The 26,677-nt window shown below is 52.4% G+C and carries 25 protein-coding genes, 1 pseudogene and 1 other annotated feature; of the genes and pseudogenes, 20 read left to right on the forward strand and 6 right to left on the reverse strand.

What is annotated here, in order from left to right; all coding sequences use genetic code 11:
- Positions 1-124 precede the first annotated feature (124 nt).
- Positions 125-1,381: a dicarboxylate/amino acid:cation symporter gene (locus EDM58_RS03715; RefSeq protein WP_122912144.1), complete on the reverse strand. Its 1,257-nt coding sequence runs from the start codon at positions 1,379-1,381 to the stop codon at positions 125-127.
- Between the two features lie 235 nt (positions 1,382-1,616).
- On the opposite strand from EDM58_RS03715, the gene EDM58_RS03720 reads away from it, so the two are divergent.
- From EDM58_RS03720 to EDM58_RS03730, 3 genes are all read left to right on the forward strand, one after another.
- Complete coding sequence (locus EDM58_RS03720; RefSeq protein ID WP_122912145.1) at positions 1,617-2,354, forward strand: stalk domain-containing protein; 738 nt, start codon at positions 1,617-1,619, stop codon at positions 2,352-2,354.
- Between the two features lie 165 nt (positions 2,355-2,519).
- Positions 2,520-3,209 carry a response regulator transcription factor gene (locus EDM58_RS03725; RefSeq protein WP_122912146.1) on the forward strand — a complete coding sequence of 230 codons (690 nt, stop codon included), beginning with the start codon at positions 2,520-2,522 and terminating at the stop codon, positions 3,207-3,209.
- A complete protein-coding gene (locus EDM58_RS03730) occupies positions 3,190-4,608 on the forward strand; it encodes a HAMP domain-containing sensor histidine kinase (protein ID WP_122912147.1) in 1,419 nt (472 codons plus the stop codon). The genes EDM58_RS03725 and EDM58_RS03730 overlap by 20 nt, the downstream gene beginning before the upstream one ends.
- A 10-nt stretch (positions 4,609-4,618) precedes the next feature.
- Here EDM58_RS03730 and EDM58_RS03735 read toward each other — a convergent pair whose 3' ends face one another.
- Positions 4,619-5,662, reverse strand: coding sequence for a DctP family TRAP transporter solute-binding subunit (locus EDM58_RS03735; protein ID WP_122912148.1), 1,044 nt, complete (start codon positions 5,660-5,662; stop codon positions 4,619-4,621).
- Between the two features lie 93 nt (positions 5,663-5,755).
- On the opposite strand from EDM58_RS03735, the gene EDM58_RS03740 reads away from it, so the two are divergent.
- The 6 genes from EDM58_RS03740 (at position 5,756) to EDM58_RS03765 (ending at position 12,497) form a co-directional block, all read left to right on the forward strand.
- Entirely contained in the window at positions 5,756-7,348 is a 1,593-nt protein-coding gene (locus EDM58_RS03740) for an ATP-binding protein (protein WP_425455599.1), read from the forward strand.
- A complete protein-coding gene (locus EDM58_RS03745) occupies positions 7,345-8,058 on the forward strand; it encodes a response regulator (protein WP_122912149.1) in 714 nt (237 codons plus the stop codon). The genes EDM58_RS03740 and EDM58_RS03745 overlap by 4 nt, the downstream gene beginning before the upstream one ends.
- Before the next feature lie 102 nt (positions 8,059-8,160).
- A complete protein-coding gene (locus EDM58_RS03750) occupies positions 8,161-9,810 on the forward strand; it encodes a peptide ABC transporter substrate-binding protein (protein WP_122912150.1) in 1,650 nt (549 codons plus the stop codon).
- A gap of 5 nt (positions 9,811-9,815) precedes the next feature.
- On the forward strand, positions 9,816-10,745 hold the full coding sequence (locus EDM58_RS03755; protein WP_122912194.1) for a S66 peptidase family protein: 930 nt from the start codon (positions 9,816-9,818) through the stop codon (positions 10,743-10,745).
- Positions 10,742-11,944, forward strand: a complete 1,203-nt coding sequence (locus EDM58_RS03760) for a M20 metallopeptidase family protein (protein WP_122912151.1) — start codon at positions 10,742-10,744, stop codon at positions 11,942-11,944. The genes EDM58_RS03755 and EDM58_RS03760 overlap by 4 nt, the downstream gene beginning before the upstream one ends.
- Before the next feature lie 100 nt (positions 11,945-12,044).
- Positions 12,045-12,497, forward strand: coding sequence for a Dps family protein (locus EDM58_RS03765; protein WP_183187408.1), 453 nt, complete (start codon positions 12,045-12,047; stop codon positions 12,495-12,497).
- A 114-nt stretch (positions 12,498-12,611) separates the two neighbouring features.
- On the opposite strand, the gene EDM58_RS03770 is transcribed toward EDM58_RS03765, so the two are convergent.
- Positions 12,612-13,022: a hypothetical protein gene (locus EDM58_RS03770; RefSeq protein ID WP_148039302.1), complete on the reverse strand. Its 411-nt coding sequence runs from the start codon at positions 13,020-13,022 to the stop codon at positions 12,612-12,614.
- 266 nt (positions 13,023-13,288) lie between these two features.
- Between EDM58_RS03770 and coaA the strand changes: the two genes are divergently transcribed.
- Complete coding sequence (gene coaA, locus EDM58_RS03775) at positions 13,289-14,215, forward strand: type I pantothenate kinase (RefSeq protein WP_122912153.1); 927 nt, start codon at positions 13,289-13,291, stop codon at positions 14,213-14,215.
- Between the two features lie 61 nt (positions 14,216-14,276).
- A pseudogene (locus tag EDM58_RS03780) lies at positions 14,277-14,719 on the forward strand (2-thiouracil desulfurase family protein).
- 1 nt (position 14,720) lies between these two features.
- On the opposite strand, the gene EDM58_RS03785 reads toward EDM58_RS03780, so the two are convergent.
- Entirely contained in the window at positions 14,721-15,590 is an 870-nt protein-coding gene (locus EDM58_RS03785; protein ID WP_122912154.1) for a LysR family transcriptional regulator, read from the reverse strand.
- Between the two features lie 133 nt (positions 15,591-15,723).
- Between EDM58_RS03785 and EDM58_RS03790 the strand changes: the two genes are divergently transcribed.
- Complete coding sequence (locus EDM58_RS03790) at positions 15,724-17,016, forward strand: NCS2 family permease (RefSeq protein ID WP_122912155.1); 1,293 nt, start codon at positions 15,724-15,726, stop codon at positions 17,014-17,016.
- Between the two features lie 162 nt (positions 17,017-17,178).
- On the opposite strand, the gene EDM58_RS03795 is transcribed toward EDM58_RS03790, so the two are convergent.
- Positions 17,179-18,147 (reverse strand): GntR family transcriptional regulator, encoded by a 969-nt coding sequence (locus tag EDM58_RS03795; protein WP_122912156.1) that lies wholly within the window; start codon positions 18,145-18,147, stop codon positions 17,179-17,181.
- Positions 18,148-18,291: 144 nt separating this feature from the next.
- Here EDM58_RS03795 and EDM58_RS03800 point away from each other — a divergent pair, with 144 nt between their 5' ends.
- From EDM58_RS03800 to EDM58_RS03815, 4 genes are all read left to right on the forward strand, one after another.
- A complete protein-coding gene (locus tag EDM58_RS03800) occupies positions 18,292-18,822 on the forward strand; it encodes an HPP family protein (protein WP_122912157.1) in 531 nt (176 codons plus the stop codon).
- Between the two features lie 184 nt (positions 18,823-19,006).
- Complete coding sequence (locus tag EDM58_RS03805; RefSeq protein ID WP_246000527.1) at positions 19,007-19,642, forward strand: Crp/Fnr family transcriptional regulator; 636 nt, start codon at positions 19,007-19,009, stop codon at positions 19,640-19,642.
- Between the two features lie 75 nt (positions 19,643-19,717).
- Positions 19,718-20,230, forward strand: a complete 513-nt coding sequence (locus EDM58_RS03810) for a ferritin family protein (protein ID WP_246000529.1) — start codon at positions 19,718-19,720, stop codon at positions 20,228-20,230.
- 196 nt (positions 20,231-20,426) lie between these two features.
- Entirely contained in the window at positions 20,427-21,107 is a 681-nt protein-coding gene (locus tag EDM58_RS03815; RefSeq protein ID WP_122912158.1) for a queuosine precursor transporter, read from the forward strand.
- 338 nt (positions 21,108-21,445) lie between these two features.
- Here the strand turns inward: EDM58_RS03815 and trpS are convergent, their stop codons facing one another.
- Positions 21,446-22,432: a tryptophan--tRNA ligase gene (trpS, locus tag EDM58_RS03820; protein ID WP_122912159.1), complete on the reverse strand. Its 987-nt coding sequence runs from the start codon at positions 22,430-22,432 to the stop codon at positions 21,446-21,448.
- A 73-nt stretch (positions 22,433-22,505) separates the two neighbouring features.
- Positions 22,506-22,777, reverse strand: a binding site (T-box leader).
- Positions 22,778-22,907: 130 nt separating this feature from the next.
- On the opposite strand from trpS, the gene EDM58_RS03825 reads away from it, so the two are divergent.
- The 4 genes from EDM58_RS03825 to EDM58_RS03840 all read left to right on the forward strand — a co-directional run bounded on the left by EDM58_RS03825 (position 22,908) and on the right by EDM58_RS03840 (position 26,650).
- Entirely contained in the window at positions 22,908-23,492 is a 585-nt protein-coding gene (locus tag EDM58_RS03825; RefSeq protein ID WP_122912160.1) for a TetR/AcrR family transcriptional regulator, read from the forward strand.
- A 43-nt stretch (positions 23,493-23,535) separates the two neighbouring features.
- The gene (locus EDM58_RS03830) at positions 23,536-24,069 is read left to right on the forward strand and encodes an HXXEE domain-containing protein (RefSeq protein ID WP_122912161.1); all 534 of its coding nucleotides are present in this window, start codon (positions 23,536-23,538) and stop codon (positions 24,067-24,069) included.
- Between the two features lie 120 nt (positions 24,070-24,189).
- Positions 24,190-25,428 (forward strand): Zn-dependent hydrolase, encoded by a 1,239-nt coding sequence (locus EDM58_RS03835; protein WP_122912162.1) that lies wholly within the window; start codon positions 24,190-24,192, stop codon positions 25,426-25,428.
- Between the two features lie 28 nt (positions 25,429-25,456).
- Positions 25,457-26,650 (forward strand): M20 family metallopeptidase, encoded by a 1,194-nt coding sequence (locus tag EDM58_RS03840; protein WP_122912163.1) that lies wholly within the window; start codon positions 25,457-25,459, stop codon positions 26,648-26,650.
- Positions 26,651-26,677: the final 27 nt, after the last annotated feature.

Raw genomic sequence — 26,677 nt, forward strand, 5'->3', positions numbered from 1 at the left:
AGAGCAAATAATACACCAGGTTTATCCATGATGTTTTTTTGATTATAGCATGGGTTGAAAAAGAGGATCTCTCGTCACTTTTCTGACGATCAAGATCCTCTTTCTGTTCAGCTAGAGCCAATTTTTACGCTGTCATAGGTGCGGAGGAATTCTCCTCCTGCACGGGGTTTGGATTGAATTCGCCTTCTGTCTTGGCGATCACGACGGTTGCGACTCCATTTCCGATCAGGTTGGTGATCGCGCGAGCCTCAGACATGAAACGGTCCACCCCAAGCAGCAGAGCCATCCCTTCGACCGGAATCATCGGGAAGGCAGCCAGGGTTGCGGCCAAGGTAATAAAACCGGAACCGGTCACACCCGCAGCTCCTTTGGAGGTAATCATCAAAATTCCGAGAAGCGTCAACTGCTCCCAGACGCTCAGGTCGACACCGTAGGCTTGCGCGATGAAAAGGGCAGCCATCGACAGGTAGATGGAGGTGCCGTCCAGATTGAAGGAATACCCGGTCGGAATGACCAGTCCGACAACCGATTTGGAACAGCCGTACTTTTCGAGACGATCCATCATGCGCGGCAGGGCTGATTCGGAAGAGGAGGTGCCCAGTACCAGCAAAACCTCTTCACGGATGTATTTGATGAACGAAAAAATGTTGAACTGGTAGTAGCGAGCGATTGCACCCAAAATGAGAACGATAAACAGAAACATGGTGATATAGACGGCTGACATCAGAAGGCCCAGCTTGGTCAAGGAGCCGAGGCCGAATTTTCCGATCGTATACGACATGGCCCCGAAAGCTGCGATCGGAGACACTTTCATGATCATGTTGACGACGCCGAAGAATCCGTGAGAAAGCTTGTCGAACAAATCAATAACCGGCTTCGCTTTTGAGCCCATGGCTGCCAGAGAAATACCGAAGAGTACAGCAAAGAACAAAATGGGGAGCAGGTCTCCGCCAGCCATCGCTCCGACTACGTTTTCCGGAATGATCCCCATCAAAAAGTCGATGACGCCTTGGCTTTCAGCGGCTGCCTTGGTGTAGTTCGAAACATCGCCTTCCAAGCCGGATTTGTCAAAACCAACTCCTGGCTTGATCAGATTGACGACCAAAAGACCGATGGCCAGCGCAATGGTGGTAACGATTTCAAAATAAAGCAAAGCCTTTCCGCCGATCTTGCCGACCTTTTTCATGTCTCCCATACTGGCAATTCCGTTTACCACCGTAAAGAAAATGATAGGAGGGATCACCATTTTGATCAGCTTGATGAAAACATCAGCCAGCACCTTGAGCTGTGCCCCGAACGCAGGCGCGTAATGCCCGACAAGAATACCGATGATGATAGCGATAACGACTTGTACAGTCAGATTTCGAAAATTGATTCTCATGCCATTCTTCCTTTCTTTTGTTGTTGTGAAAGCGCTTTTTTATTTTCTTGCATTGTAAGGAATGGCAGGAGTGATTTAAATAATATGGTCATATTGTTTGTTTTGGTCTTTTTGGTCTTTTTCTACATCAAAGAGAATTGCGATTTGACATCCTCTCGACATGTTCAATCTGTAATCTAGATCATGTACATAGCATCGCGTCAGAAAAACATCGGGAGAAATGGAGGAGTTTGTTATGTTTAAGAAACATTATCTTGCTACAGCGGCTGCTGGCTTGCTTCTGGCGACAACGCTGATTCCATCTGGAGCGAGTGCAGAGGTAGCGACCAAGAATCTGCAAGCAAAATACAACAATATCAAAGTCTTGAATAACGGCTATCAAATTTCCACACCTATTGAGCCATTCATCGTCAATGGCACGACGTACATCCCATTGCGCATGATGGCTGACGTATTCAAAAAAGACGTCACTTGGGATGGAAAAACCTATACGATCAACGTGATCGATAAGCCTGATCCGAGCGTACAATCACAAATTGCAATCAAAGACGCGGAAATTGCTAGATTGAAAAATCAAATCACTTCGTTGCAGGATGAAATCGAAAATCTCGAAGACAAGCTGGATAAAAAGAACAGCAAAGATGATGACGATTTCGATGATGATCTGTCAGACTTGGAAGACGAATTGAACGATGATTACGGTGAATTCGAGGATCTGGAATGGACGATCTCTCTTGATGGAGATGAGGATGAGATCGAGGTAGAAATCGAGATTGATCTCTCCGAGTACGGTGATGATTTCGATGAACTGACGAAGAGCGAACTGAAAGCATTCGTTCAAGACATCGTCGATGACATCTGGAGAGAATTTGACGCCGACATCACAGGCTACATCATCGACAGCGATGAAGATGATAAGCTGTACGAATTCGATGCTGAGTACGATGATGATCTTTCCTTCAGCAAATATTAAAATTTCATAGGTGCAACCCAAGCCTTGCTTCTCTCACACCGAGAAAAGCAAGGCTTTTTTCCTATTTCCATAATGAAGGAATCCCAATATAAAGAAAAAAGAGGTAGACTGGAAGAGATGTGAGGAAACCATCTATTATGTCTTTGAAATCAGGAGCGGCTTTTCATGAAACAAATTCTTTTGGTGGAAGATGAGTTGGTTATCTCCCGCGTACTGAAAGCGTATCTGCAAAAAGAAGACTATCAGGTTTGGCAAGCCGAAAACGGCAATGACGCCGTTCGCCTTTTTGACGAACAAAAGCCGGATCTCGTCCTGCTGGATGTCATGCTTCCGGAAATGAGCGGCTGGGAAGTCCTGCAGTACATAAGGGAAAGAAGCGCCTGTCCTGTCATCATGATGACGGCCTTGGGACAAACCGATCAGAAATTGAAAGGCTTCAATCAGGGAGCGGACGACTACATTACCAAGCCGTTTGTGGCCGAGGAGGTCGTGGCACGGGTAAACGCTGTCCTGCGCCGTTCTGCGATTCTCGTCAAGGATCAGGAGACGCGTTTTTTTGGCGGACTCAAAATCAATTTCAAATCGCATAGCGTGACACTGCATGGCATCGATTTGCAGTTTCATCCGAAAGATTTGTCTTTGCTGCTGTTTTTGGCGCAAAATCCAAACCGGACATTTTCCCGCGAGCAATTGATCGAGCATCTATGGGGGATGGACTATGAGGGCAGTGATCGGGCTGTAGACCTGGCTATCAAACGAATTCGCAAAACCCTGCAAAACTGGCCTGCCTCCGAGGGGGAAATCAAAACGCTCAGAGGGGTGGGGTATCAGTTCAGTGTTTTTGATAAATCATAATCCGACCTCCCTGCTGCGGTATTGGACGACGCGATATCTGCTCACCCTGTGTGTAGGATTGCTTATTATTGGGGTCGTCTCTGCGATTTGGATCAAGGAGGCGGCGACGGAGAAGCAGCTCGAAGTCACGAGCTTGTTCGTGGAAGAGGTAGCCGATCGGGTTGTGGACAACGAAGGAAAATTGTATGTCGGTGAGACGCTGCACCAGATTTTGGAGAGCAGGCGCCGCTTTATGGGCGTAGACCGCAATCTGCTGCTGTTTATCAAGGATGTGCATGGTCGGATCATCTACAGCAAATCGGGCTTGCCCTCTTCCTTCCAGGAGGATGTCCCTCGCTTGCTTATGATCGCGGAACAGTCCAGCAAGGTCAAGTCGCTTCAAGGGGATACTCTCTATGTCGTAAAAAAAGATCTGGACAATGACCGTGAAAAGCTGGGGACCATCCTGTTGCTGTTCCCGGAGACGGATGTTCGCGTCAGTCCGGAACAGCTTCAATACCTGGTCATCATGCTGGGCAGCTTGGGCGTGTTGGGCTGGGCCGTCATCTATTTTCATTCCCGCAAGCTGGCCAAGCCGATCGAGGATGTAGTCGCGGCCGCGAAGCGAATCGTGGAGGGCGATTACGAGGTTACCATCACCAAGCAGATCAAGGAAAAGGAAATTCACGAGCTGGTCTCGACGTTCAAGGAGATGGCGGATCGGCTAAGGCAATTGGAGAGCATGCGCACGGAGCTTTTGGCTGGCGTCACGCATGAATTGAAGACTCCGGTCACTTCTATCAGCGGCTTGATTCAGGCGATTAATGACAAGGTGGTCTCAGGAGAAGAAGAGCGGGAGTTTTTGGTGATCTGTCTGCGAGAGACCAAGCGCCTGGAGAAAATGGTGGAGGATTTGCTCGATTTCAACTCTTTTGCTGTCGGCGAAATCACGGTCAACCGAGAGTTGCAAAATGTGAACAAACTCATTTACGAGATTGCCTCCCAGTGGCAGATCGGACAGGATGCTGAAATCCTTAGACTCCATGCGACTATTCCGGAGCAGCAGTGGGTCGTGCCTGTCGATCCTGGGCGGGTGCAGCAGATCCTGATCAATCTGCTGAACAACGCACGGCAAGCGATCGATGCGGATGGCAGGATCGAGCTGCGACTCTATGAAACGGAGGATGATCTGCGCTTAGATGTGACGGACAATGGCAAGGGCATCCCAGAAAACGAACAACCCTTAATTTTCGAGCGATTTTTCCGGGGCAGCAATAAAAAGGACAAGGTCCGTGGATTGGGTCTGGGTCTGTCGTTTTCCAGAATCATGGCGAGAGCCTTGGGAGGAGACCTCATTTTGACGAAAAGTGATGAGCATGGGTCTACGTTCACGCTGATCCTGCCCAAAAACAGGGAATGACGAAGAAGCTTCACCGCGCAAGGTGAAGCTTCTCGATTTCCTGCATCAGCTCAGGGCCGATTTGAGGGGCAAACGAGTCATAGACTGGCTGCAAAGCCTGACGCCAAGCCGCCCGCTCCTCCTCCGTCTGGATGTGCGTTTGCATCAATTCCTTCGTGAGCAGCTCGTCCAACTGCTGCGCATTCATTTCCACAGACAGTTGATTGTTGAAGGCCGTCGCTTCCTTCAGCGCTTCTTCGATGGCTTGCTTCAGGTGGTCAGGAAGCTCCTTCCAAAACGGTTCGTTTACGATCACCGCATATCCCAAAAAATTGTGGTTGCTGACCGTCAGATGCTTTTGGACTTCGTACAAGCGTTTGGTATACAGATTGGAGATAGTGTTCTCCTCGCCATCTACCTTGCCTGTGGCCAACAAGATGTAGAGGTCGCCGAACGAAGAACCGACGGGAATCGCCCCGAGAGTCCGGTAATGGGTGTCCAGCACCTTGCTGGGAATAATGCGGATGCGTTGCCCCTGAAAATCCGTCGGCAGGATGAGTGGCTGATTCGCTGTCACCTGCTTGAAACCGCTGCTCCAGAAGGCCAGCCCCTTCATGCCGGACTTTTCCAAGGTTGAAAAGAGGATTTCTCCGATCTTTCCCTGAAAGGCGGTCTCCACTTCTTGATAGACATAGGGCAGCTCCAGGACGGACCACTGCGGAATCGTACCGGAGAGGTGGGAGTATGCAGGGGCGATCATCTGGATCTCGCCGCTGATCAAGGCAGGAATCTCGGTTTGCTCGGAATGCAGGATGCTATTGGGGAAAACCTGGACTTCCACCTTGCCGTCCGTTTTTTCCTTCACCAGCTGCGCAAAGCGATCCACCGCCAGACCTTTCGGCGTGTACTCTGCTACGACATGACTGAATTTAATGATAATTTGTTCTGAGAGCCCTTCCTGTTCCCCGTCAATATCCGATTCCCCGATGGAAAAATAATCAGGGCCGAAGCCGATGAGAAGAGCGCTCGCCAGTCCAAGCAGGATGATCAGGGAAATGCTGATCCAGGACTTCATCGACGATCACCTCCATGATCTTGCGTTGATTTGCCGGACAAGCTGTAACAAAATATATGGTAGCAGGCAACACTTGCGGAAAGGAAGAGCTTTTTGTTCAAACATCTAAAAATAAAGTGGAAGATCACCCTGCTCTCCGTCGGGATTGTCCTGTTCTCTCTCATCATCAGCAGTCTGATCATGGTGGGCGGCATTATTCGCATGACGGAAACGCAGCTTGGACAACGACTGATGACGATAGCCCGGACAGTGGCGGAGATTCCATTGGTTCAGCAGGGCGTCCAGGAGCCGAACGGGTGGGTAGCGATCAGCGAGTCGGTTCACAGAATGAGAATTGTCAATGATGTAACGTATATCGTCGTTTTAAACAAGGATCGCGTACGCTACTCGGATCCCCTGGACCAGCGCGTCGGAACAGTATTCCAGGATAAAGGGGTCGAAGCAGCCTTTGCAGAGCATTCCTACCTGCATAAGGTAAGGGGGGAGCTAGGCACCGCCCTGCGCGCGTATGTACCGATCATGGACGGGCTGCATCAGCAGGTGGGCGTCGTAGTCGTCGGAAGAGTGATGCCGAGTGTCTGGGAGATCGTGCAGGAGGAGAAGCATAACATCGCGGCGACCTTCCTGTTGTCGCTTCTTTTCGGAGTATGGGGCTCCTACTTGCTGGCACGCCATATGAAAAAACAGATGCTTGATCTGGAGCCGGAGGAAATAGCGCGGATTCTGGTGGAGCGCACAGCTACCTTTCACGCGATGCATGAAGGCGTCATTGCGATCGACACGCAGGAGAGAATCACCATTTTCAACGACAGGGCCAAAAAAATCTTTGGGATCGAAGGAGAGGTATTGGGCAAACCCATTCGCTCTGTTTTGCACGATACCCGCCTGCCCGAGGTGCTGGAGTTGCGTGAAAATTTCCTGAATACGGAAATTCATGTTGGAAATGCCCTGCTGTGGTCCAATCGCTTTTTGATCCGGGTAGACGAAAAAATAGTGGGGGCCCTCGCCATTTTTCAGGACCGGACCGAGGTTTCCCGGATCGCCGAAGAACTGACGGGTGTGAAAGAATTCGTCAGCGCGTTGCGTGTGCAAAATCATGAACATATGAACAAGCTTCATACGATTGCCGGGCTGCTCCAACTCAACCAGAACGAAAAAGCCCTTGCTTATCTCTTGGAGGTGAACGAACAGCAAGAAGAGCTGACCTCCTTTGTCACGGCTGCGATCGAGGACGAGAGTGTAGCCGGCCTCTTGATGGGTAAAGTAAGCCGCGGCAAAGAGCTTGGCATACGCGTGGTCATTGACCGGATGAGCTGCTTGAAGCGTTTCCCGCCATGGATGGACCATCACAACTTCGTGCTGATCCTGGGCAACTTGATTGAAAATGCGTTTGACTCTCTGGAGAGTTCTACGCGGACGGACAAGGAAGTAACAATCAGTATCGAGCAGGATGACGAAATCTGCTCCATATTGGTGGAGGACAATGGCATCGGCATGGATGAAACGACGCGCAGGAACATGCTGGAGCGGGGCTACTCCACCAAGGATGGAGAGCATCTCGGACTTGGCCTGCATCTCGTCAATCAGCTGATTCACAAAGGAGGAGGCGAACTGGTCTGCACGTCGTCTCCTGGCGAAGGTGCGAGCTTTCTGATCACATTTCCGATGAAGGAGGTGAATGCATGAATCTTGAATCTATTCGTGTAGTAGTCATTGAAGACGACCCGATGGTCCAGGAAATCAACCGCTCGTTTATCGAGCGCGTCTCTCCTTTCCAGGTGGTCGGGGTGGCGAATAATGGCGTGGAAGGGGTGGAGATGGTCCGCGAACTTCAGCCTGATCTGGTTGTTATCGATGTATTTATGCCCGTGCAAGACGGGATCAAGACCTTGACGCAGCTTCGCGCCGGTACGGAGACGGTGGATGTGATCGTCATAACAGCGGCCAATGACAAGCAGACGATCCAGACGATGCTTCGTTACGGTGCCATGGATTTTATTATCAAGCCCTTTCAATTTGAGCGTATCCGGCAGGCATTGGAAAACTACCGGGAGTTTCGGAGTCAGCTAAGACGGGAAGGCATGGTATCGCAGTCAGAAGTGGATCAACTGTTGTTTCGCAAATGGACGGAACAGTCAAAAGACCAAACAATCGCGTTGGACAGCCTGCCGAAAGGACTTCATGCCGTCACACTGGGACAAATCGTGCGACAATTAGGCGCAACTGCAGAAGCCCTTTCGGCAGAGGAAGTGGCGGAGCGAGTGGGAATCGCCCGAGTAACAGCCAGACGGTATCTCGACTACCTGGTCAAGGCAGAGCATGTAAAGCTTGCAGTCATGTACGGTGGAGTAGGAAGGCCGACGAATCGTTATGTACTCGCACCCAGGAAGGGGTAGGAACACTCGGCGGCTGATCTTGAATAGAAGGCGGGAGGAAGAGGAACTCTTTTAGACTGGCAGCTTGATTTGACCAAGACTAAAAGGAGTGCGTGCAAGGTCGTGACAAAATTCCTTTTCTCTTATGTAAGCGCCTTCCTGTTGGCAAGCAGCGTACTGTCCGCCGTTGGCAGCGCAGGGAGTGCCTTCGCCTCGCAACCAGCTCTCTCAACCGCACAGGAAAAGCTCGCTGCAGCCTCCCATTCCCGGGCGCAAATCTTGCGGCTAAACATGGAGGAGCCGGCGACGCTCAATCCGATATTCGCCGAGGATACAGTCTCGGGTGCCCTGATCCGCCAGCTCTACGACAGCCTGACTCGACTGGATGAAGACGGAAATCCCGTCCTGTCTCTTGCCTCCGACATGAAGCTGTCACCTGACAAGAGGACCTATACCTTTACCTTGAGGGATGCCAAATGGTCCAACGGCGACCCGGTTACCGCCCATGATTTCGAATACACCTGGAAGCATGCGCTCGATCCGAAAACAGGCTCCCCGGCTGCCTACAACTACTACAGCATCAAAAACGCCCAAGCTTTTTCGGCAGGCAAAGCCCGAAGCGAAGACGTCGGCGTGAAGGCTCTCGACGACAAGACCCTCCAGGTTGTTTTGGAAAACCCGATTCCTTTTTTCCCGACGATGGTCTCCTTTCTTCCTGCGGTGAATAAAAATGTGGCGCAGGCCAATCCACAGTGGGCGACGGACCCGAAGACACTCGTCAGCAATGGTCCGTTCAAGCTGGAGCAGTGGGAGCACAGGAATAAAATCGTGCTGGTGAAAAACAGGTCGTATTGGGAGCAGGAAGCGGTCAAGCTGGAGCGGGTGGAGATTTTCATGATCGCAGATGCCAGCACCGAGCTTTCCATGTTTGACAAAGGCGAACTTGATTGGGCCGGCAATCCGATCAGCGGGCTTCCGATTGACGCGATCGAGCCGCTCATGAAGGAAGGCAAGCTGCGGACAAAGCCCAAGGCGACCTCGTATTATATCCGCTTCAACACGGAGCGGGAGCCGTTTACGAACGCCAAGATCCGCAAAGCGTTCGCCTACGCGATCAACCGGCAGGAAATTGCCCGGCATATCGGACAGGCGGGACAAACACCCTTGATGGGCATTACACCGATCACCGCCAGCTTGCGGCCGGAAGGATTTTTTGCCGACAATCAGCCAGAGGAAGCGAAGAAGCTCCTGGAAGAGGGCATGAAAGAGCTGGGAATCACGAAACTACCGGAAATTACCTATCTATACAACATCTCCGACCGCAACAAAGCGATTGCGCTCACCCTGCAGGCCACCTGGAAAAAGGTGCTGGGCGTTGAGGTAAAGCTGCAGAGCAAGGAGACAAAAGTCGTTCTGGATGATCAGGAACAAGGCAAGTTCGCGATCACCCGATCAAGCTGGACGGCGGATACGAACGATCCGGTCGACTTCCTGCAAAAATTCGTGGAGAAATACAGCTCGTCCAATATTACGCGATGGCACAATCCAGTGTATGCGGAACTGATCCGCAAGTCGTACGTAGAGACAGACAAGGAAAAACGCAAGCAAATCCTGCTGGATGCGGAGGCTTTGCTGATGGAAGAAATGCCGCTGACGGGGATATTCAGTGATGTCAATGCCTGGGTACAAAGTGATAAGCTAAAAGGAGTGCGAATCGATCCGCTCAGCAAAATTGATCTGAAGTGGGCCTATCTGGAGGAAAAAGGGGAATGAGAGAGATGAACAAGGGAAGAGCATGGCGAGCAGGAGATACCATCGGGATCATCGCGACATCCAGCCCTGTCGATCAGGAGCTGTTGCCAAAGGCGATCGCCGAGGTGGAGGCGCTGGGATACAAGGTAAAAGTCGGGGAGACCTGCAAGCAAAGCTACGGGGGGTATCTGGCAGGTACCCCCGAGCAGCGGGCGGATGGACTGAATGCCATGTTCGCTGACGATGAAGTTGACGGAATTTTGTGTCTGCGCGGAGGATACGGCGCGCCGCAAATCCTGCCGTTGCTCGATTACGACTGCATCGCGCAAAATCCGAAGCTGTTCGTCGGCTACAGCGACATCACGGCTTTACATACGGTATTTGGGCAAAACGCCAATCTGGCGACCCTGCATGGACCGATGGCAGCCTCCGATCTGGCCCACGGCTTGGACGACTGGTCCAAATCGTATCTGATACGTGCGCTGTCCGAGCCAGAACCTTTGGGCGATCTGATCAATCCCCCAGGGGAAGAGATTGTCTGCATGGTGGAGGGCTGTGCCAGCGGTCCCGTAGTTGGCGGCAATTTGACGTTAGTCGCCGCCTTGATGGGGACGCCTTACCAATTGGATACCCGCGGCAAGCTGTTGTTCCTCGAAGAAATTGACGAGGAGCCGTACCGTGTGGATCGCATGCTGACGCAACTGGCTCTGGGAGGTGTGTTCGAGGATTGCGCCGGAGTGATTCTCGGGACCTGGACCAATTGCGAGCCGAAAAAGCGGGAAGGCTTCTCGGTCTGGGATGTGGTTCGGAACATTGTCGTTCCTTACGAGAAGCCGACGATTTGGAACATTCAGATCGGACATGGCGCTGTAAACATGGCGTTGCCGTTCGGAGTAGAAGCGACGCTGGATGCCACAGCCGGAAAACTTACCATAGAGGAGAGTGTAACGAGATGAGTCAAGTAGGAAAAGAGCAGGTTTGGCAGCAAGCACAGGAGATTTTGCCGTGGCTGATTGAAGTCCGCCGAGATTTTCACCAGTATCCGGAGATCGGGCTTGAGGAGTTCCGCACACAGGAGCAAGTCATGCGATACTTGGACGAAATGGGCATCCCCTACACCAAGTCGGCAGGAACGGGCATCGTCGGATTGATCCAGGGAGGACGCCCGGGAGCGACGGTCGCTCTGCGTGGAGATATGGATGCGCTGCCGATCCTGGAAGCAGAGGACCGGGAATACCGCTCGAAAATCCCCGGAAAAATGCACGCTTGCGGCCATGACGCGCATATGACCTGTTTGCTCGGGGCTGCGCGCATTCTGAACCATTACAAAGCGGAGCTGGCGGGAAATGTAAAGCTCTTTTTCCAACCGGCAGAGGAGACGGTCGGCGGCGCTTTGCCGATGATCAAGGAAGGCGTGCTGGAGAATCCCAAAGTGGATGCTGTCTTTGGCTTGCATGTATCCAGCGATATTCCGGCAGGACATATCGGAGTCAAATACGGTCAGATGAACGCCTCTTCTGATGATTTGAGCATCATCGTACGCGGTGAAAACGGTCATGGCGCCTATCCGCACAGCGGGCGCGACGCCATCGTCATCGCGGCGCATGTCATCACCGCCCTGCAGACAATCGTCAGCCGCAACGTCGATCCGCGCAGAGCGGCGGTCATCACGATCGGGATGATTTCCGGAGGCACAGCGAACAATATCCTGGCACAGGAGGTCAAGCTGACCGGAACGATCCGGACGCTGGAGCCAAGCGTGCGCGAACAGGTGAAGGAAAGAATACAAGAAGTGGCCGCATTGACTGCCCGCGCTCTCGGAGGCGAAGCGGAAGTCACGTATGAGGAAGGCTATACGTCCCTGATCAATGATGATGCATTGGTGGATCTGGTAAAACGAAACGGCGAGGAGCTGCTTGGCGAACAGCATGTGCGGATCAATGAACTGCCCAACATGGGGGTAGAGGATTTTGCCTACTTCGCCGAGAATGTCCCCGGTGCCTTTTTCCACCTGGGTGTACGAAACGAAGAGACGGGGTGCGTCTATCCGGTCCATCATCCAAATTTTGATCTCGATGAACGCAGTCTGGCGGTAGGTGCTGCGATGCAGGCTTTAAATACACTGGTTTACCTGAAGGAGAATGAGCAGCGATAGAGAAGGTGACGGCAAAGCGTGATCGCGAATAGGATGCGGCTCCCAGCGGGAACACTACAGACGCCATGAGATTTTTCCATGAAAGGAAGAGAGCCGTAGTATGAGCATCACGATGAGCCGTCCTGTCACCGAGGTCTTGAATAAGCAGGTTGCGAACTGGTCTGTGCTGTTTATCAAGCTGCACCACTATCACTGGTATGTGAAAGGCTCCAACTTTTTCACCCTGCACGCCAAGTACGAAGAACTGTACAACGAAGCCGCGAAATATGTGGATGAACTGGCTGAGCGTATGCTGGCCAAGGGAGGAAAGCCTGTCTCGACCATGAAGGCCTGTCTGGAGCAGTCCTCCATCAAGGAGGCAGCGGGCGGAGAGTCTGCGGAACAGATGGTGCAGGCTACTGTTAGCGATTTCCAAACCTTGATCAAAGAACTGAATGAAGGAATTGCCGCAGCGGAGGCGGAGGACGACGAAGCTACCGCAGACATGCTGACCGGGATGATCGGCAGTCTGGAGAAGCATGTCTGGATGCTGCAGGCTTTTGCGGGGAAATAGGCAGTAACGGAAGAGGAGCTGATCCGTCATTCGGGCGTGGTCAGCTCCTCTCAATTTGATTGACTAGTTTATGTTTTTTTACCTTTTGCGAAATAACTGCTTCCTGCATTTTCATCAAAATGCGATACCTTTGGGATGGTATTTATTTTTCTCAAATTCTTCGTCTACCTCTCCCAATGGTATTCTCACCATCATTTCTTTATTGACTGAATAATAATACAACAAAGTTATATCTTTCTTTTGTTCACTTTTCGATTTTGAAGCTACATTAACTAAATATGCCCCCTGCGGTTTTCCATCCTTATATATCGTTGCTGGCTGAGGAAGCGATACCATAATTACTTCATAACCATTAGCTTCAGAATCTTTTTTCGCTGTCTGAGTAATATCACGTAGTTTTTCGAATGTTTTTTCATCAAGTTGTAAGGCATCTATCGCGGCTTTTTCAGTCACTTCTTCATTTGCAGAGCAGGCGGTTAAAAGAATACAACTCAAAGCAATTTTTAACATGTTATGCTGTTTCAATTTTATCAACACCTTCCTTTTTTTATATATAAAGTAATATTTTAGCATAAACATGAATACCGGCTCGAAGCGTATTTATTGAACTTTTAAATCCCGTACGATTATTAGTTTGCTTACTTGCAATGTTGTGTGGGATATTTTTACGTGGAATCGCTAAATTGCCCAAAACGAATTGCACCAACATTATTCCCATGCGGGGGCTACTGGTGTAAACTAGCAGTGTGACCGGAGAAAGCACTTTCAAGATGGAAAGGATGTACACTTTCATGGCATCACCATACGTAACCTTTAACCGCGAGCAATGGAAGTCTCTGCGGGCTTCTACGCCGCTGACCATATCGGATGATGAGCTGGCCTGTTTGCAGGGCGTCAACGAGAAGATCTCGATGGACGAGGTCTCAGAAGTTTATTTGCCACTCTCCCGATTGTTGAATCTGCACGTAGGGGCGACACAGGAGCTGCATCAAGCTACGCATACGTTTTTGGGAATTCAGGATGCCAAGGTTCCTTTCATCATTGGAATTGCCGGGAGTGTAGCCGTCGGAAAAAGCACGACGGCGCGTATTTTGCAGACACTGCTCTCCCGCTGGCCGAACCACCCCAAAGTGGAGCTGGTGACGACGGACGGTTTTCTCTATCCCAATCGCGTGTTGGAAGAGCGAGGGATCATGAAGCGCAAAGGCTTTCCCGAAAGCTACGATTTGCGCCGCTTCCTGCATTTTTTATCGGAAATCAAATCAGGAGAGCCGGAAGTATCCGCTCCTGTCTACTCTCATCTGGTCTATGACATCGTGCCGGACCAGTGGCAGACGGTAAGACAGCCGGATATTTTGATTGTAGAGGGATTGAACGTCTTGCAGCCCCCCAGGGATAAGAGCCTGTCAGAGCTGTTCGTGTCTGATTTCTTCGATTTCTCCATCTATGTGGATGCGAAGGAACAAGATATTTTCCAATGGTACGTGGAGCGGTTCAAGGTGCTGCGCCAGACGGCCTTCTCCAATCCGGCGTCGTATTTCCGCCGCTACGCAAGCCTTTCAGACGAGGAAGCGGTCGAGGTCGCGACAGGCATCTGGAAGGAAATTAATGAAATCAACCTGCGAAAAAATATCCTGCCGACTCGCGTGCGTGCGCGTCTGATTCTCGAAAAGGGACAAGACCACAGCGTGCAGCGCGTGAAGCTGCGCAGGCTGTAGAACATAATAAGACGACGAAGCAGGGGGCGACTCCTGCTTTTGTTGTACAGGGAGGACTAAAATGAAATTGATAAGTGCCTGTTTGATTGGCTGTGAATGCCGCTACGATCAGAAATCCTGCCGTACTCATCTAGGAGAGCAGCTGCTGAGCCAGGGAAAAGCCATTCCTGTTTGTCCCGAGCAGCTGGGCGGTCTGCCAACCCCGCGCCCGCCAGCCGAGATTGTCGGAGGCGATGGCTTTGATGTCCTGGATGGAAGGGCCAAAATCGTGGACAACCAGGGCAATGATGTAACCGATATTTTTTGGCTGGCGCTCATCAAGCATTGAAAATCGCTCAGACAGCCGGTGTGACATCCGCCATTTTAAAAGAAAACAGTCCCTCCTGTGGAAGCTCATTCATCTACGACGGCACCTTTACGGGTAAAAAAGTGCAGGGTGTAGGGCTCACTGCCGCACTCTTCCTGCGAAACGGGATTGAAGTGAGCTCGGAGCGGAGGGAGTAGTCTACGAAAACATCCCGATAAAGCGCTTGGCTGCCTTGGACAAATGGCGTCCCGACTGCCAGACGACAGCGGCAGCGGACTGAATCGAGGTTCCGCTAATCTCGATCCCGCGTATCTGTTCGTTGCGGTGGGTCTCCCAGGCCGAGCGCGGAACAATGGAGCAGCCGACTTGTGCCGCCACCAGATTGACTGTCAGGGAGATGTCGGGGCACTCGCAGATGACGTGCGGAGCTGCTCCCAGCCGCTCGAACTCCTTGACGAGCAGATCGTAAATGCCCAAGCCCGGCGTGCTCGGCATGATCAAGGGCAGCGCGGCGATTTCGCTCATGTGGATCTGGTCAGCCGTTGCATAGGAGGTGGCGTTAGGAACGATCAAGACAAACGGTTCTTCCTCCATGGGAATCGTCGTGCAGTTCGGGAGGGAGTGGGGGAGCCTGACGACAGCGACCTCGATCACTCTTCGCTCCAGCCACTGTGTCAGAAGCTGGGTATCCCCCTTCCACACCTTGTAGGCGATCAACGGGTATTTTTGCTGAAACAGCCGGATTTGTTCAGGCAGGAAATAGGCAGACAGGGCGCTCACACCGATGGAGAGGGTGCCGCGGATGCCTTCGCCCGTCTCTTTCACTTCGGCGATGGCTTCCTCCATCTGATGGACGATGTTGATCGCCTGCTTGTACAAGGAGTGGCCTGCTTCGGTCAGCTCGATGCGTTTTCCCGAGCGCTCCACGAGAGGAGTCCCCAGTTCTTCCTCCATCTGCTTCAGCTGTTGGCTGAGCGGCGGCTGAGCCATGTTCAGGCGCTTGGCGGCTGCCGTGATCTGTCCCTCCTCGGCGATGGCAATAAAATAGCGCAGTTGGCGAATATCCACGATGCAGTTCTCCTTTCCAATAACCATATGAAAATGATATGAAAGATAGATGTAACGGATATTTTTCATATTGATAAGGCTATGATAGCATAGTTCCGAAGCTTCATATGGAAAAGAAAGAAGGGAACAACCTGTGCGTACGTGGCTAGAAAAAGTCTTTCACTTACGCGCTTGCGACACGACGTTTCGACGGGAGCTCATGGCCGGAGGAGTCGGCTTTATCACCGTTGTCTACATCATTGCCGTAAACGCATCGATTCTTGAGGACGCAGGAATACCGCTTGCTGCGGGGATTCTGGCAACAGTCCTGACTGCCTTTGTGGGCGCGATCCTGATGGCATTTTGGGCCAATGCCCCGATTATTTTGGTGCCCGGAATGGGGATTAACGCGCTCTTTACCTATACGTTATGTCATTCGATGGGGCTCAGCTGGCAAGAGGCGCTGGCGGCTGTTCTCGTCTCGGGTCTGATCTTTAGCGCCATTGCCTTTACACGAGCAGCACAGCTTATCTCCAATGCGATACCGGCTTCGCTGAAGGAAGCCATAACAGTCGGGATCGGATTGTTCCTGACGTTCATCGGGCTGCAAAAAGGCGGATTGATTGTCACCAATCCTACAACTATCGTGGCGTTGGGAGACTTGTCCAGCCCGGCTGTAATCGTGACGATTGTGACGTTGATTATTACGCTGATCCTGTTTGTCCGCAATGTTCCGGGCAATTTTTTAATCGGGATTGGGGCAGGGACGGGTCTGGGAATCCTGCTCGGGGTAGTGGAGCCGGGATCAGGAGGCTCGTTTTCCCTGGCGGAGTACGGAGAGGTATTCGCTGGCTTCTCCTTCGCCGGGATCGGGAACCTGACGTTCTGGATCGCGACTTTTTCGCTGGCCATGGTGATCGTGTTTGAAAATATCGGCTTGATTCACGGCTATACCACAATGATTGAAAAGCCCCAGAAATTTCGCCGCTCATTGCAAGCGAACGCTGTATCTGCTGCTCTCTCCGGTGTGATGGGAACCAGCCCGACGGTTGCGACCGCTGAGAGCGCTGCGCTGATTGCCGCAGGCGGGAGGACAGGCATGGCGCCACTGGTGACGGGAGCCTTGCTGCTGCTGTCGCTTGGGCTCTTGCCGGTGGTTCGACTGATTCCTGACGGAGCGATTGCGCCTGTGCTGATCATTATCGGTGCGCTGATGCTGCAAAATGTGGAGAAGATCAACCTGAAGGATTTCAGCGAGGGCTTCCCTGCGTTTTTGATCATTGCGATCATTCCTTTGTCCTACAGCATTGTGGATGGCATCGCGTTCGGCTTCGTTGCGTATCCGCTGCTGAAGCTGGCTTTGGGGAAAAGACGGGAAGTGCCAGCCCTGTTGTACGTGATCGCCGGCTTGTTTTTATTGAATTTGATCCTGCCTGTGCTGGCTTGACGGGAGGAGCCTTTGCGGACCCTTGGGGAAATCGGCTTGGATTGTTTTGAGTACAAAGATCCGCAGGAGATGAGGAAGAGGATCAGTGCGATTTTGGGAACGAAAGCAGAGTAAAGAAGACCGTCTGTGCAAGGGGAGGATTCCTCGTACAGACGGTCTTTTTCATGAGTGAAGGGAGGCTCGAACATCCTGGAGCAGAGACAGGCTGCTTTGCTCCAGGACCATCGGATACAGCCTGGTTTTTTCTGGCGCCAATTGTTGCACTTGTTCATAGACAGCGGCAGAGGCGTAGAGGTAATCGGCGGAATGGATGAGTTGTTGCAGCAGGTCCGTTTGCCCGATGCCGACGGGAATGCTGTTCATATGATCGATGCCGGCCTCGGCCACTTTTCGCAGCATCCATTCACCGCCGTTTTTCCCGAGACAGACGAAGGCCACAGTGCTTTGCGGGTTAAGGCGGGCGATTTGCAGGAGCGCAGCGGGTTCAAGTGTTGCGCCAATGGTCAAGACTGATTTATCGATCTGTGCGGCCAGGGTTTTGACCTCATCTGCATGATTGAGCGTCGAGATGATCCCGTCCGCCTCTTTCATAGCCTCCAAAACGGATGATTCCGGATCGTCCAGAAAGGCCACACGCAGTTGTATGCCAAAGAGTCGCTCCACCTCTTGGCGATAAAAAAGATGGTCATGTCCTTTGCACTCGACCAGCAACCAGACGGGTTCATGCTTTGATTGCAGGGAAAACAACTGACGATAGGCAAAGCAGGCCAAAAGCAGTTCGTCGAGCGGCAGTCCGCGGTCGCTCGCCTCTGTCAGCAGATGGCGCGCTTGCTCATAAAGCGGTTGCTGGCGGATGCGAAAGGCTGTGACTTGCTGATTCGAGGCAACGGCCGTTCCGCGCCCTTTTTGCATGAGGACAAGCCCTTCATCACGAAGCTGGGTATAGACGGCATTGACCGTATTGCGGTTAACCTGTAGTTGCTCTGCAAGTTGTCCGGCAGGGGGGAGAGAATCTCCCGGCTGAAGCATGCCAAGCCCGATCAGCATTTTGAGCTGATCCTTGATCTGGACATGGATCGGTAATGGAAAATCAGCACTGATCCGGATCGGGGCAGATGCGCTATGTTTCATGTCAATCGCCTCTTGTTCGAAGGTTTTGCCCTCATTGTACTAAATGCCTAGGTAACTGGCTATGTGCTTTTTTCGTTTCTTCTGTAGGATGGCTTACAGAAGGAGGGGGAAAATGGCGCTACGATAGGTCCGGGAGGGGGAGTTATGATGCAATGGTCAGGTTTGCAGACGTATGTAAAAAAGATGAGCGGCACAGGAAAAAGGTCGCCGTTGAAGGTATCGGGCTCAGTCGCGCTTTTTGCGGGGGCAGGGGGCATGTTGACGATTGGGCTTCTGGGTTTACTGACGGAAATGACAACCGTTCTCTGGCTGATGGCGCCGTTTGGGGCGAGCTGCGTCCTCGCTTTTGTGTTATGGGACGCACCGTTGTCACAGCCGCGCAATATTATCGGAGGGCATTTTATCTCCAGCCTGGTGGGGATTCTGCTTTATCAGCTAGGCGGGAATTCGATATGGCTGGTTGCCTTGGGGGTTGGGCTTGCGATTGCTTTGATGCATGTGACCAAAACCACACATCCTCCTGCTGGGGCGGATCCTATCGTAGTCATGGTGGCGGGCTGCGGGTGGGACTATCTTTTCAGCCCTGTATTGATTGGGGCGGTAGCAGTGGTAGGAGTAGCAATCGTATTCAATAATCTGCATAAGGCTCGGCATTATCCGGTATTTTGGTACTGAGGGAGCCAGCAAAACAGGCGTAAGTTATCGCAGCGAGGAGGCGGAACGGACGTCTGTTTTTTTACGTTTTTCTACCGTTTCAGCCTGTGTCGATTGTCAGGAAATACGCTGAGAGGGATTGACAAATAAAATGAAATGAATAAATGTATAGATAACTAGATAATTGTTGAAAAGGGTGGTCGGCTTGCAAGAGCATCGTTCGGCCTTGAAAAACGCGGAAGTGATCGTAGTTCCGAGGCAAAGCTTGTTTCAGACACCTGAGGTCCACCGATCAGGTGTGTATGTCATCATGAAGGGAATTTTGCGTTTCTATCGGCTCAAGGAAGATGGCAAAATGTTTACGGTGGAATTATTGGGGGAAGGGGATGTATTTGGTCATGTTGACAGCCTGTCATTCGGAACCACCCGCGGCATCTATATAGAGGCACTGCAAGATACAATCTTGAAGATTTGGGGCAGCAGTGATCACGCCAGCAATGATTTCCAGCATTCTCCATTCGTTTTGCGGCAGATGCTTGCACGGATGGCTGAACGTCTGGAAAATTTGGAGCAGCGCATGGAGAGCCTTGCTCTCGATTCGGTGAGAGAGCGAGTATTGCTGTTGCTGGTGCAAATGTGCAGCCGTTTTGGTTATCAAGAAGGAACATACTGGCGATTGTCGATTCCATTGAGTCATCAGGAAATTGCCAATATGGTCGGTTCCAGTCGGGAGACAGTATCGGCCACGCTCAGCCAGTTGGCAAAGGAAAAGCTTCTGCTTGCATCACGTTTATCCATCCGCTTGCACAGTTCCGTCATGGCGCCAGCACATCGCCACTAATATGCCGAGGATAGGCTCAAAAAGCCTCTCGGGCGCATATCCTATGACGGAAAAAGAGCAAAGGAGAAACTGAGAATGTCTATGAACCCAGTATGGTACCCTCCCTTTGCATACGTAGGCTATGATCCTTACGCGTATCCGAATCCGTATCTGCCTGTAGCGGAAACACAGGATGAAGAAGGCATGCAGCTTATCCTGCGACTGATCCAGGAATCGATCGCAGATGAGCGGCATGACGAGTTGTTTTACGACTACTTGCTGAGTGTGGCTCCAAGCGATCAGGACAAACAAGTCATTACAAGCATCCGGGATGACGAACGAAAGCATAATCGCTGGTTCCGTCAAATCTACACGGAGTTGACTGGCCAACGCCCACCTGAGATGCCGGAGAGGGAAGCATTTCAACAGCCGCAGAGTTATCTGGACGGGATCGAAAAAGCGTTGATGGGAGAATTGAAGGCGTTTGAAAAGTACCGGATCATTTATCTCAACATCCCCGAACAGTACCGCGATACGATTTTTGTAATCATGACGGATGAGATGAAGCATGCCAGCTACTACAATTGGCTGTATGCGAAAAACAAGTAGGGAGTTTCAAGATAGCCTTTTCCATGTAACGGACGTACCCCTGTGCCTGCGCACCGGGGTTTTTTCATGCCGATGAAAAGCATCGTGTGAAAGAGTTTGCCAAGGAAAGGGAAAAACCGTAGAATGACAGCATGCCCGCATCAGGGGTGCAGATTCTACAGCTTTTGTGAGCTAAGCCAGGAGGCCGTTTTACCCGATGTACAATTTATCGCTCGGAGTGCTGTTTGCACTCGTCAACTTTGGACTATTTCTTCTTTGCTACCGCATGTTTGGCCGAATGGGTCTCTATGCGTGGGTCGGGGTGGCTACCGTTCTCGCCAACATCCAGGTCGTGAAGACCATTGAAATGTTTGGACTCGTGATGACGCTTGGCAATACGATCTATGCGTCGATTTACCTGACAAGCGATCTTCTCAATGAAAAATACGGTGAGAAGGCAGCGAAAAAAGCCGTCTGGTTCGGTTTTTTCACCCTGATCGCAACGACGATCATCATGCAGCTGGTCATTCTTTTTGACCCTACGGAGACAGATATAGCCCAGCCGTCGCTGGAAGCCTTGTTCGGATTGATGCCGCAGCTGGCCTTGGGCAGCTTGTGCGCCTATCTGCTCAGCCAATTCGTCGACGTGAAAATCTACACCTGGCTGAAGAAAAAATGCCCGCACCCCAATCAATTGTGGATTCGCAACAACGGCAGCACCATGATCAGCCAGTTGCTCGATTCCCTGACGTTTTGTACCATCGCCTTTTGGGGACTCTATCCCTTCGGCGTCTGGGCCGAGATTCTTTTGACCACCTACCTGATCAAATTCGTCGTCTCTGCCGCGTCTACGCCAGTGCTGTATATTGCTAGGAGCATGAAGGTCCCGGAGGAATGAAAAAGAGGGGGTTCCCAGGTTGAATTGCTACCTGAGGAACTCCCTCGTTTATTATTATTATTTTTTCCTGTAACACGCTGGCGACTGGGAGAAGAAGATTTCCGGACGAGCTCATTGCGGAGTCCGACCCAGCGGAGCGGCGAGTGGCGGGCAAAAGAATCGCAACCCTGCATCACTTCGAAGCGTCCGCTGCTTTTGCGATTCCCCGTCACTCGCTGCGCAGTGGACAGTCCCCGCCCCTTGCGGACGCAGAACGGAGCGGAGACCGGAAATCTTCTTCTCCTCCCCCAAGCCCCATTCCTAGCGCTTTTCACTAACCAGCCAGCGGGTTGCAGGAATTACACCCGCGCCATGCCCATTGCCTGCTCGACTTTATGCAGCATCCGGTTAGCAGCTTCATTGGCCTTCTGAGCTCCCGCCGACAGGATATCATCCAGCTCGGAAGTGTGGAAAAGCTGCTCGTAGCGCTCCTGAATCGGACGCAGTGTCTCGACGACGACTTCCGCCAGATCCGTTTTAAACGCGCCGTAGCCTTTTCCTTCGTACATGGCCTGGATCTCTTCCAACGATTTGCCGGAGCAAAGCGAGTAGATGGTCATCAGGTTGGACACGGCAGGCTTCTCGTCTTTATCATAGCGCACCTGGCTGTCAGAGTCTGTCTGCGCCCGTTTGATCTTTTTCGTGATCGTATCCGGATCGTCCAGCATGGAGATGAAGCCGCCCTGGTTGGCATCCGATTTGCTCATTTTCTTGGTGCCGTCCTGCAGGGACATGATGCGTGCGCCTGTCTCCGGCAAGCGAATATCAGGAATCTTGAAGATCTCGCCGTAGCGGCTGTTGAAGCGGTTGGCCAGATCGCGCGTCAATTCCAGATGCTGCTTCTGGTCTTCGCCGACAGGCACGAAGTCTGTGTCATACAGCAGGATGTCGGCTGCCATCAGCGGCGGATACGCCAGCAGTCCGCCAGGGATAGACTCGCCGCGTCCGTCCGATTTGTCTTTGAACTGCGTCATCCGCTCCAGCTCGCCGAGGTAGGAGGTGCAAAGCATGATCCAGCCCAGCTTGGCGTGAGCGGGCACCTCGGATTGGATGAACAGCGTCACCTTGTTCGGATCGAGTCCGACAGCCAGGTACAAAGCTGCCAGACGGCGAACGTTCTGCTTCAGGACAGCAGGGTCTTGCGGCACGGTGATCGCATGCAGGTCGACGATGCAGTAGTAGCAGTTGAATTCGTCCTGCAGAGGGACAAAATGCTTCATCGCCCCCAAATAGTTGCCCAAAGTCAGGATGCCGCTTGGTTGAATCCCGGAAAAAATCGTTTTCATCTAGATCATGCTCCTTTCATTTTTCCACGCTTGATTGCTTGCAAATGAACGCAAAAAAGGTCCATCCGCCCTGGACAGGGACGAATGAACCGTGGTGCCACCCTTTTTATTTTGCACATGACAAAAACATGCGCAAAATCACTTTGTTCCGTACCCGAGATCGATACGGTGTCCGCTGGTAACGTACGGACGTTACGCCAAAGCCTACGCGCCGCTTTTTGTAAAAAGGCGGGTTCGGTTTGGAGCTCGGAAGCCCATTCAACATTCACTCGACGCTGATTCGCACCACCCATCAGCTCTCTGAAGCCTCGTCAAATGCCTACTCTTCTTCCTCATCGCTGTGCAATCTTCCTTTGATCGATTATTCTACAGAGTCATTCTCAAAAAAGCAAGTGCCTCTTGTGTAAAAACATTGGAAGGTGCTAAACTAACTTGTAAGTTATATAACTTGTGAGTTAGTTTTGAGGTGAATGCCATGAACAGAGCGAGAACGGAAAAAGGGGAGCAAAGCCGTAAGCGTCTTTTGGAAGCGGCAGCAGAGGAGTTCGCGAACAATGGCTACGACCGTACGCGGGTCAGCGATATTGTGAAGCGGGCTGGCCTGACCCAAGCAGCCTTTTATCTCTACTTTCCCAGCAAGGAAGCTGTCTACGGAGAGCTTCGGGATGCATTTTTCACGGAGTTGCGGGTGCTGGCGGATGCCGGCAGGCAGGTGACGCCGCTCCCCAAGGAGATGACCGTGCCGAAAATCAGGGAGAATCTCCTTGGACTCTTCCGGTTTTTTGGCGCAAGTCCCAGGCTGACGCAGGTGTTTCTGGCTGCCGCGCAGGAAGGGGAGCTATTGCATCGGCAAATGGCGAAGCTCGTAGCGGAAAATCTGCGCACCAACCAGAATGCCGGACATGTGCGCCCGGAGCTGTCGCCAGAAGTCGCTTCCGAAGCCATGGTAGCGGTCTTGTATCGGCTGACAGAGCGTTTTTTGCTGACGGGAGAGATGACGGCAGAGGAATTGGCAGACCATGCCACAGCACTGCTGGCAAGCGGCATCGTTTCGCCGTAACGTTCCACACATCCCAAGAATCGATAGAAAGGGGAAAGCAAGCATGGAATTGACGCATGTAATCTGGATGCTCCTGATCGTGTTTGTCCTGCATGACCTGGAAGAGATCATCGTCGTGGAAAACTGGCTGATTCGCCATCGCGAACGGCTTGCTCGAAGCATACCCGCTTTTGCGCAAAAGACGTTTCAGCCGATGCTGTCCATGAGCACCGCCCAGTTCTCGGTGGCAGTCACCTGCATCTTTGCGGTATTGTCTGCCGCTGTCCTCCTGACGGTTCTGACCTGGCAAGCGGGCACGTACTTGACTTTCTTCCTGGTCTGCCTGCACGTTCTTTTTCTGCATGTCTTTACCCATATCGGACAAAGCCTGCTGTTTCGCACCTACACCCCTGGCGTCGTCACAGCAGTAGTACTGGTACTTCCTTACAGCGTGTACACCTATTACCGCTTGCTTGCGGAAGGATGGATCAGCTGGTCGATGATCGGAGAGACGCTGCCTTTTTCGCTGCTGGTGATTCCGGTTCTGTATGTGGCCTTGACACTGGGAGAAAAGGCGATCAAACCGCTGAAAGGCTAGTTGGCAAAAGGAAAACTGGACTGGCGACCTTTCCAAAATTGACAGACTATTCTACAATGGGGAGGACAAGCAAAGCGTGACAACACAACAAGAACAGGCAGATACTGGAGGTGCGCATACGTGATTGATGCAGAACGTCTGTGGGAACGGCTGATGCAGCTTGGCACGATTGGCAGACAAGCAGAAGGAGGGGTGACCAGGCTTTCCTTTACCCCGGAGGAACGGGCGGCCAAAGACTTGGTGACACGTTTTATGCAGGAAGCAGGGTTAACCGTAAGAGAGGACGAGATCGGCAATCTGATTGGCCGCAAAGAGGGCAAGAATCCTGCGGCACCAGTAGTGCTGGTCGGCTCCCATATCGATTCGGTGCCGAATGGCGGTGATTTTGACGGCCCGCTTGGCGTCCTCGCCGGAGTAGAGATCCTGCAAGCGATGAATGAGCGCGGCGTGGAGACAGAGCATCCCATCGAGGTCATTGCTTTTACCGATGAAGAAGGAACGCGCTTCGGCTATGGCATGCTCGGGAGCAGGGCGCTCGGAGGCCGGCTGCAAATCGAGGAGTTGGACGCCCAAGACGAGGAAGGGATCTCCATCGCTGAAGCCATGCGGCATAACGGACTCGATCCTGCACAGATCGGCCGTGCGAAGCGGGAGCCGGGAAGTGTAAAGGCATACGTGGAATTGCATATCGAACAGGGAAAAGTCCTCGAGAGCCGCGGCTTGTCTGTGGGCGTCGTCAAGGGGATCGCTGGACCGATCTGGGTCAAATTTACGCTCGAGGGTGAAGCAGGGCACGCTGGTACGACACCGATGACGATGCGCCGCGATCCGCTGGCAGCCGCGTCAGAGATCATGCTGGTCATCGAAAGGGAGGCGGCCCGGACAAGTAGCACAGTCGGCACGGTCGGCAAGCTGCAAGTATTTCCCGGCGGGGCGAATGTCATCCCGGGGCGCGTCGAGTTTACGCTTGATCTGCGTGACGTCGATGAAGCAGTGCGTACCCGTGTCGAAGAGAGCATTTTGCGGGAAGCAAAAGAAATTTGCCAGCGCCGCGGGGTCAAGCTGCTGGTAGAAGACCTGCAGCGCATGGCTCCGGTGATCTGCTCTCAGGAGGTGCAGCAGGCAGCCCTGGCAGCATGCGAGGCAGAGGAGCTGGAGACCATGATTCTGCCAAGCGGCGCCGGACATGACGGCATGCAGCTGGTAGATTTTTGTCCTGTCGGCATGATTTTCGCCCGTTCCCGGGATGGCATCAGCCACAACCCGGCGGAATATACGTCCAAAGAGGATTGTGCGAAGAGTGCCGCGGTTTTGTATCGCACGGTACTTGCATTGGCGTCACCATCACCCCGAAAATAAAAGTCCCAAATTTGAGGAGGAGAACAGGATGACAACGACCGTCGCAACGCTGAATCAAGCTGTAGAGGAAATCAAGGAGCAGGTGATTGCGTGGAGGAGGTATCTGCATCAACATCCGGAGCTGTCTTTCCACGAAGAAAAAACGGCACAGTTCGTCTTTGATACGCTGCAATCCTTTGGCAATCTCGAGATTAGCCGTCCGACCCAGACTAGTGTCATGGCTCGCCTGATCGGCCCTGAGCCGGGGACTGTGCTGGCGATGCGCGCTGACATGGATGCGTTGCCGATAACCGAAGAGAACACATTCGAGTTCGCCTCCCAAAACCCGGGTGTGATGCACGCCTGCGGTCATGACGGGCATACCGCCATGCTGCTTGGTGCGGCAAAGCTGCTCGCGGGGATGAGAGATCAGATCAAAGGGGAAATCCGCTTTTTATTCCAGCACGCGGAAGAACTTCATCCTGGCGGAGCGGAAGAAATGGTCCAGGCTGGCGTCATGGAAGGCGTCGACCTGGTGATTGGGACGCATCTGTGGGCTCAGATGGAATACGGCAAGGTCGGCATTAGTTCAGGTCCTGTGATGGCGGCTCCCGACACCTTCTGGATTACAGTGCAGGGAAAAGGCGGCCATGCCGCAATTCCGCATCAGACGATCGACAGCATAGCCGTCGCGGCCCAGGTCGTGACCAATCTGCAGCATATCGTCTCCCGCAATACCGATCCTTTGGACAGTCTCGTGATTTCCGTCACGCAATTTGTTGCCGGGACCACACATAATGTCATTCCGGGTTCGGTCGAGATGTGCGGTACGGTGCGCAGCTTCGATCCTGCCTTGCGCGAAAGCGTCCCCGGCTTGATGGAGCGCGTGATCAAAGGGATTACAGAGGCGCATGGAGCTTCCTATACCTTCAAGTACGTAAATGGCTACCGTCCCGTCATCAATGACGAGGAGGTCAGCCGTCTGATGGAAGAAGTCGTCGTCGAAACACTGGGTCCGGAGTGGGTTGTAAAAAGCCGCCCGACGATGGGCGGGGAGGATTTTTCCGCCTTCCAGCAAAAAGCGCCTGGCTGCTTCTTTTACATCGGGGCCGGCAATGAGGAGAAGGGCATCGTTTATCCGCATCACCACGCTCGCTTCACGGTGGACGAGGACGCGCTCGAGATCGGCGTGAAGACATTCGTCAATGCGGCTAGAAAGATTGTAATGGACAAAAAAGCTTGATACCACGCGACTTGTGGTTATAAAAAA

This window comes from Brevibacillus panacihumi, assembly GCF_003710985.1.
Lineage (GTDB): Bacteria > Bacillota > Bacilli > Brevibacillales > Brevibacillaceae > Brevibacillus > Brevibacillus panacihumi.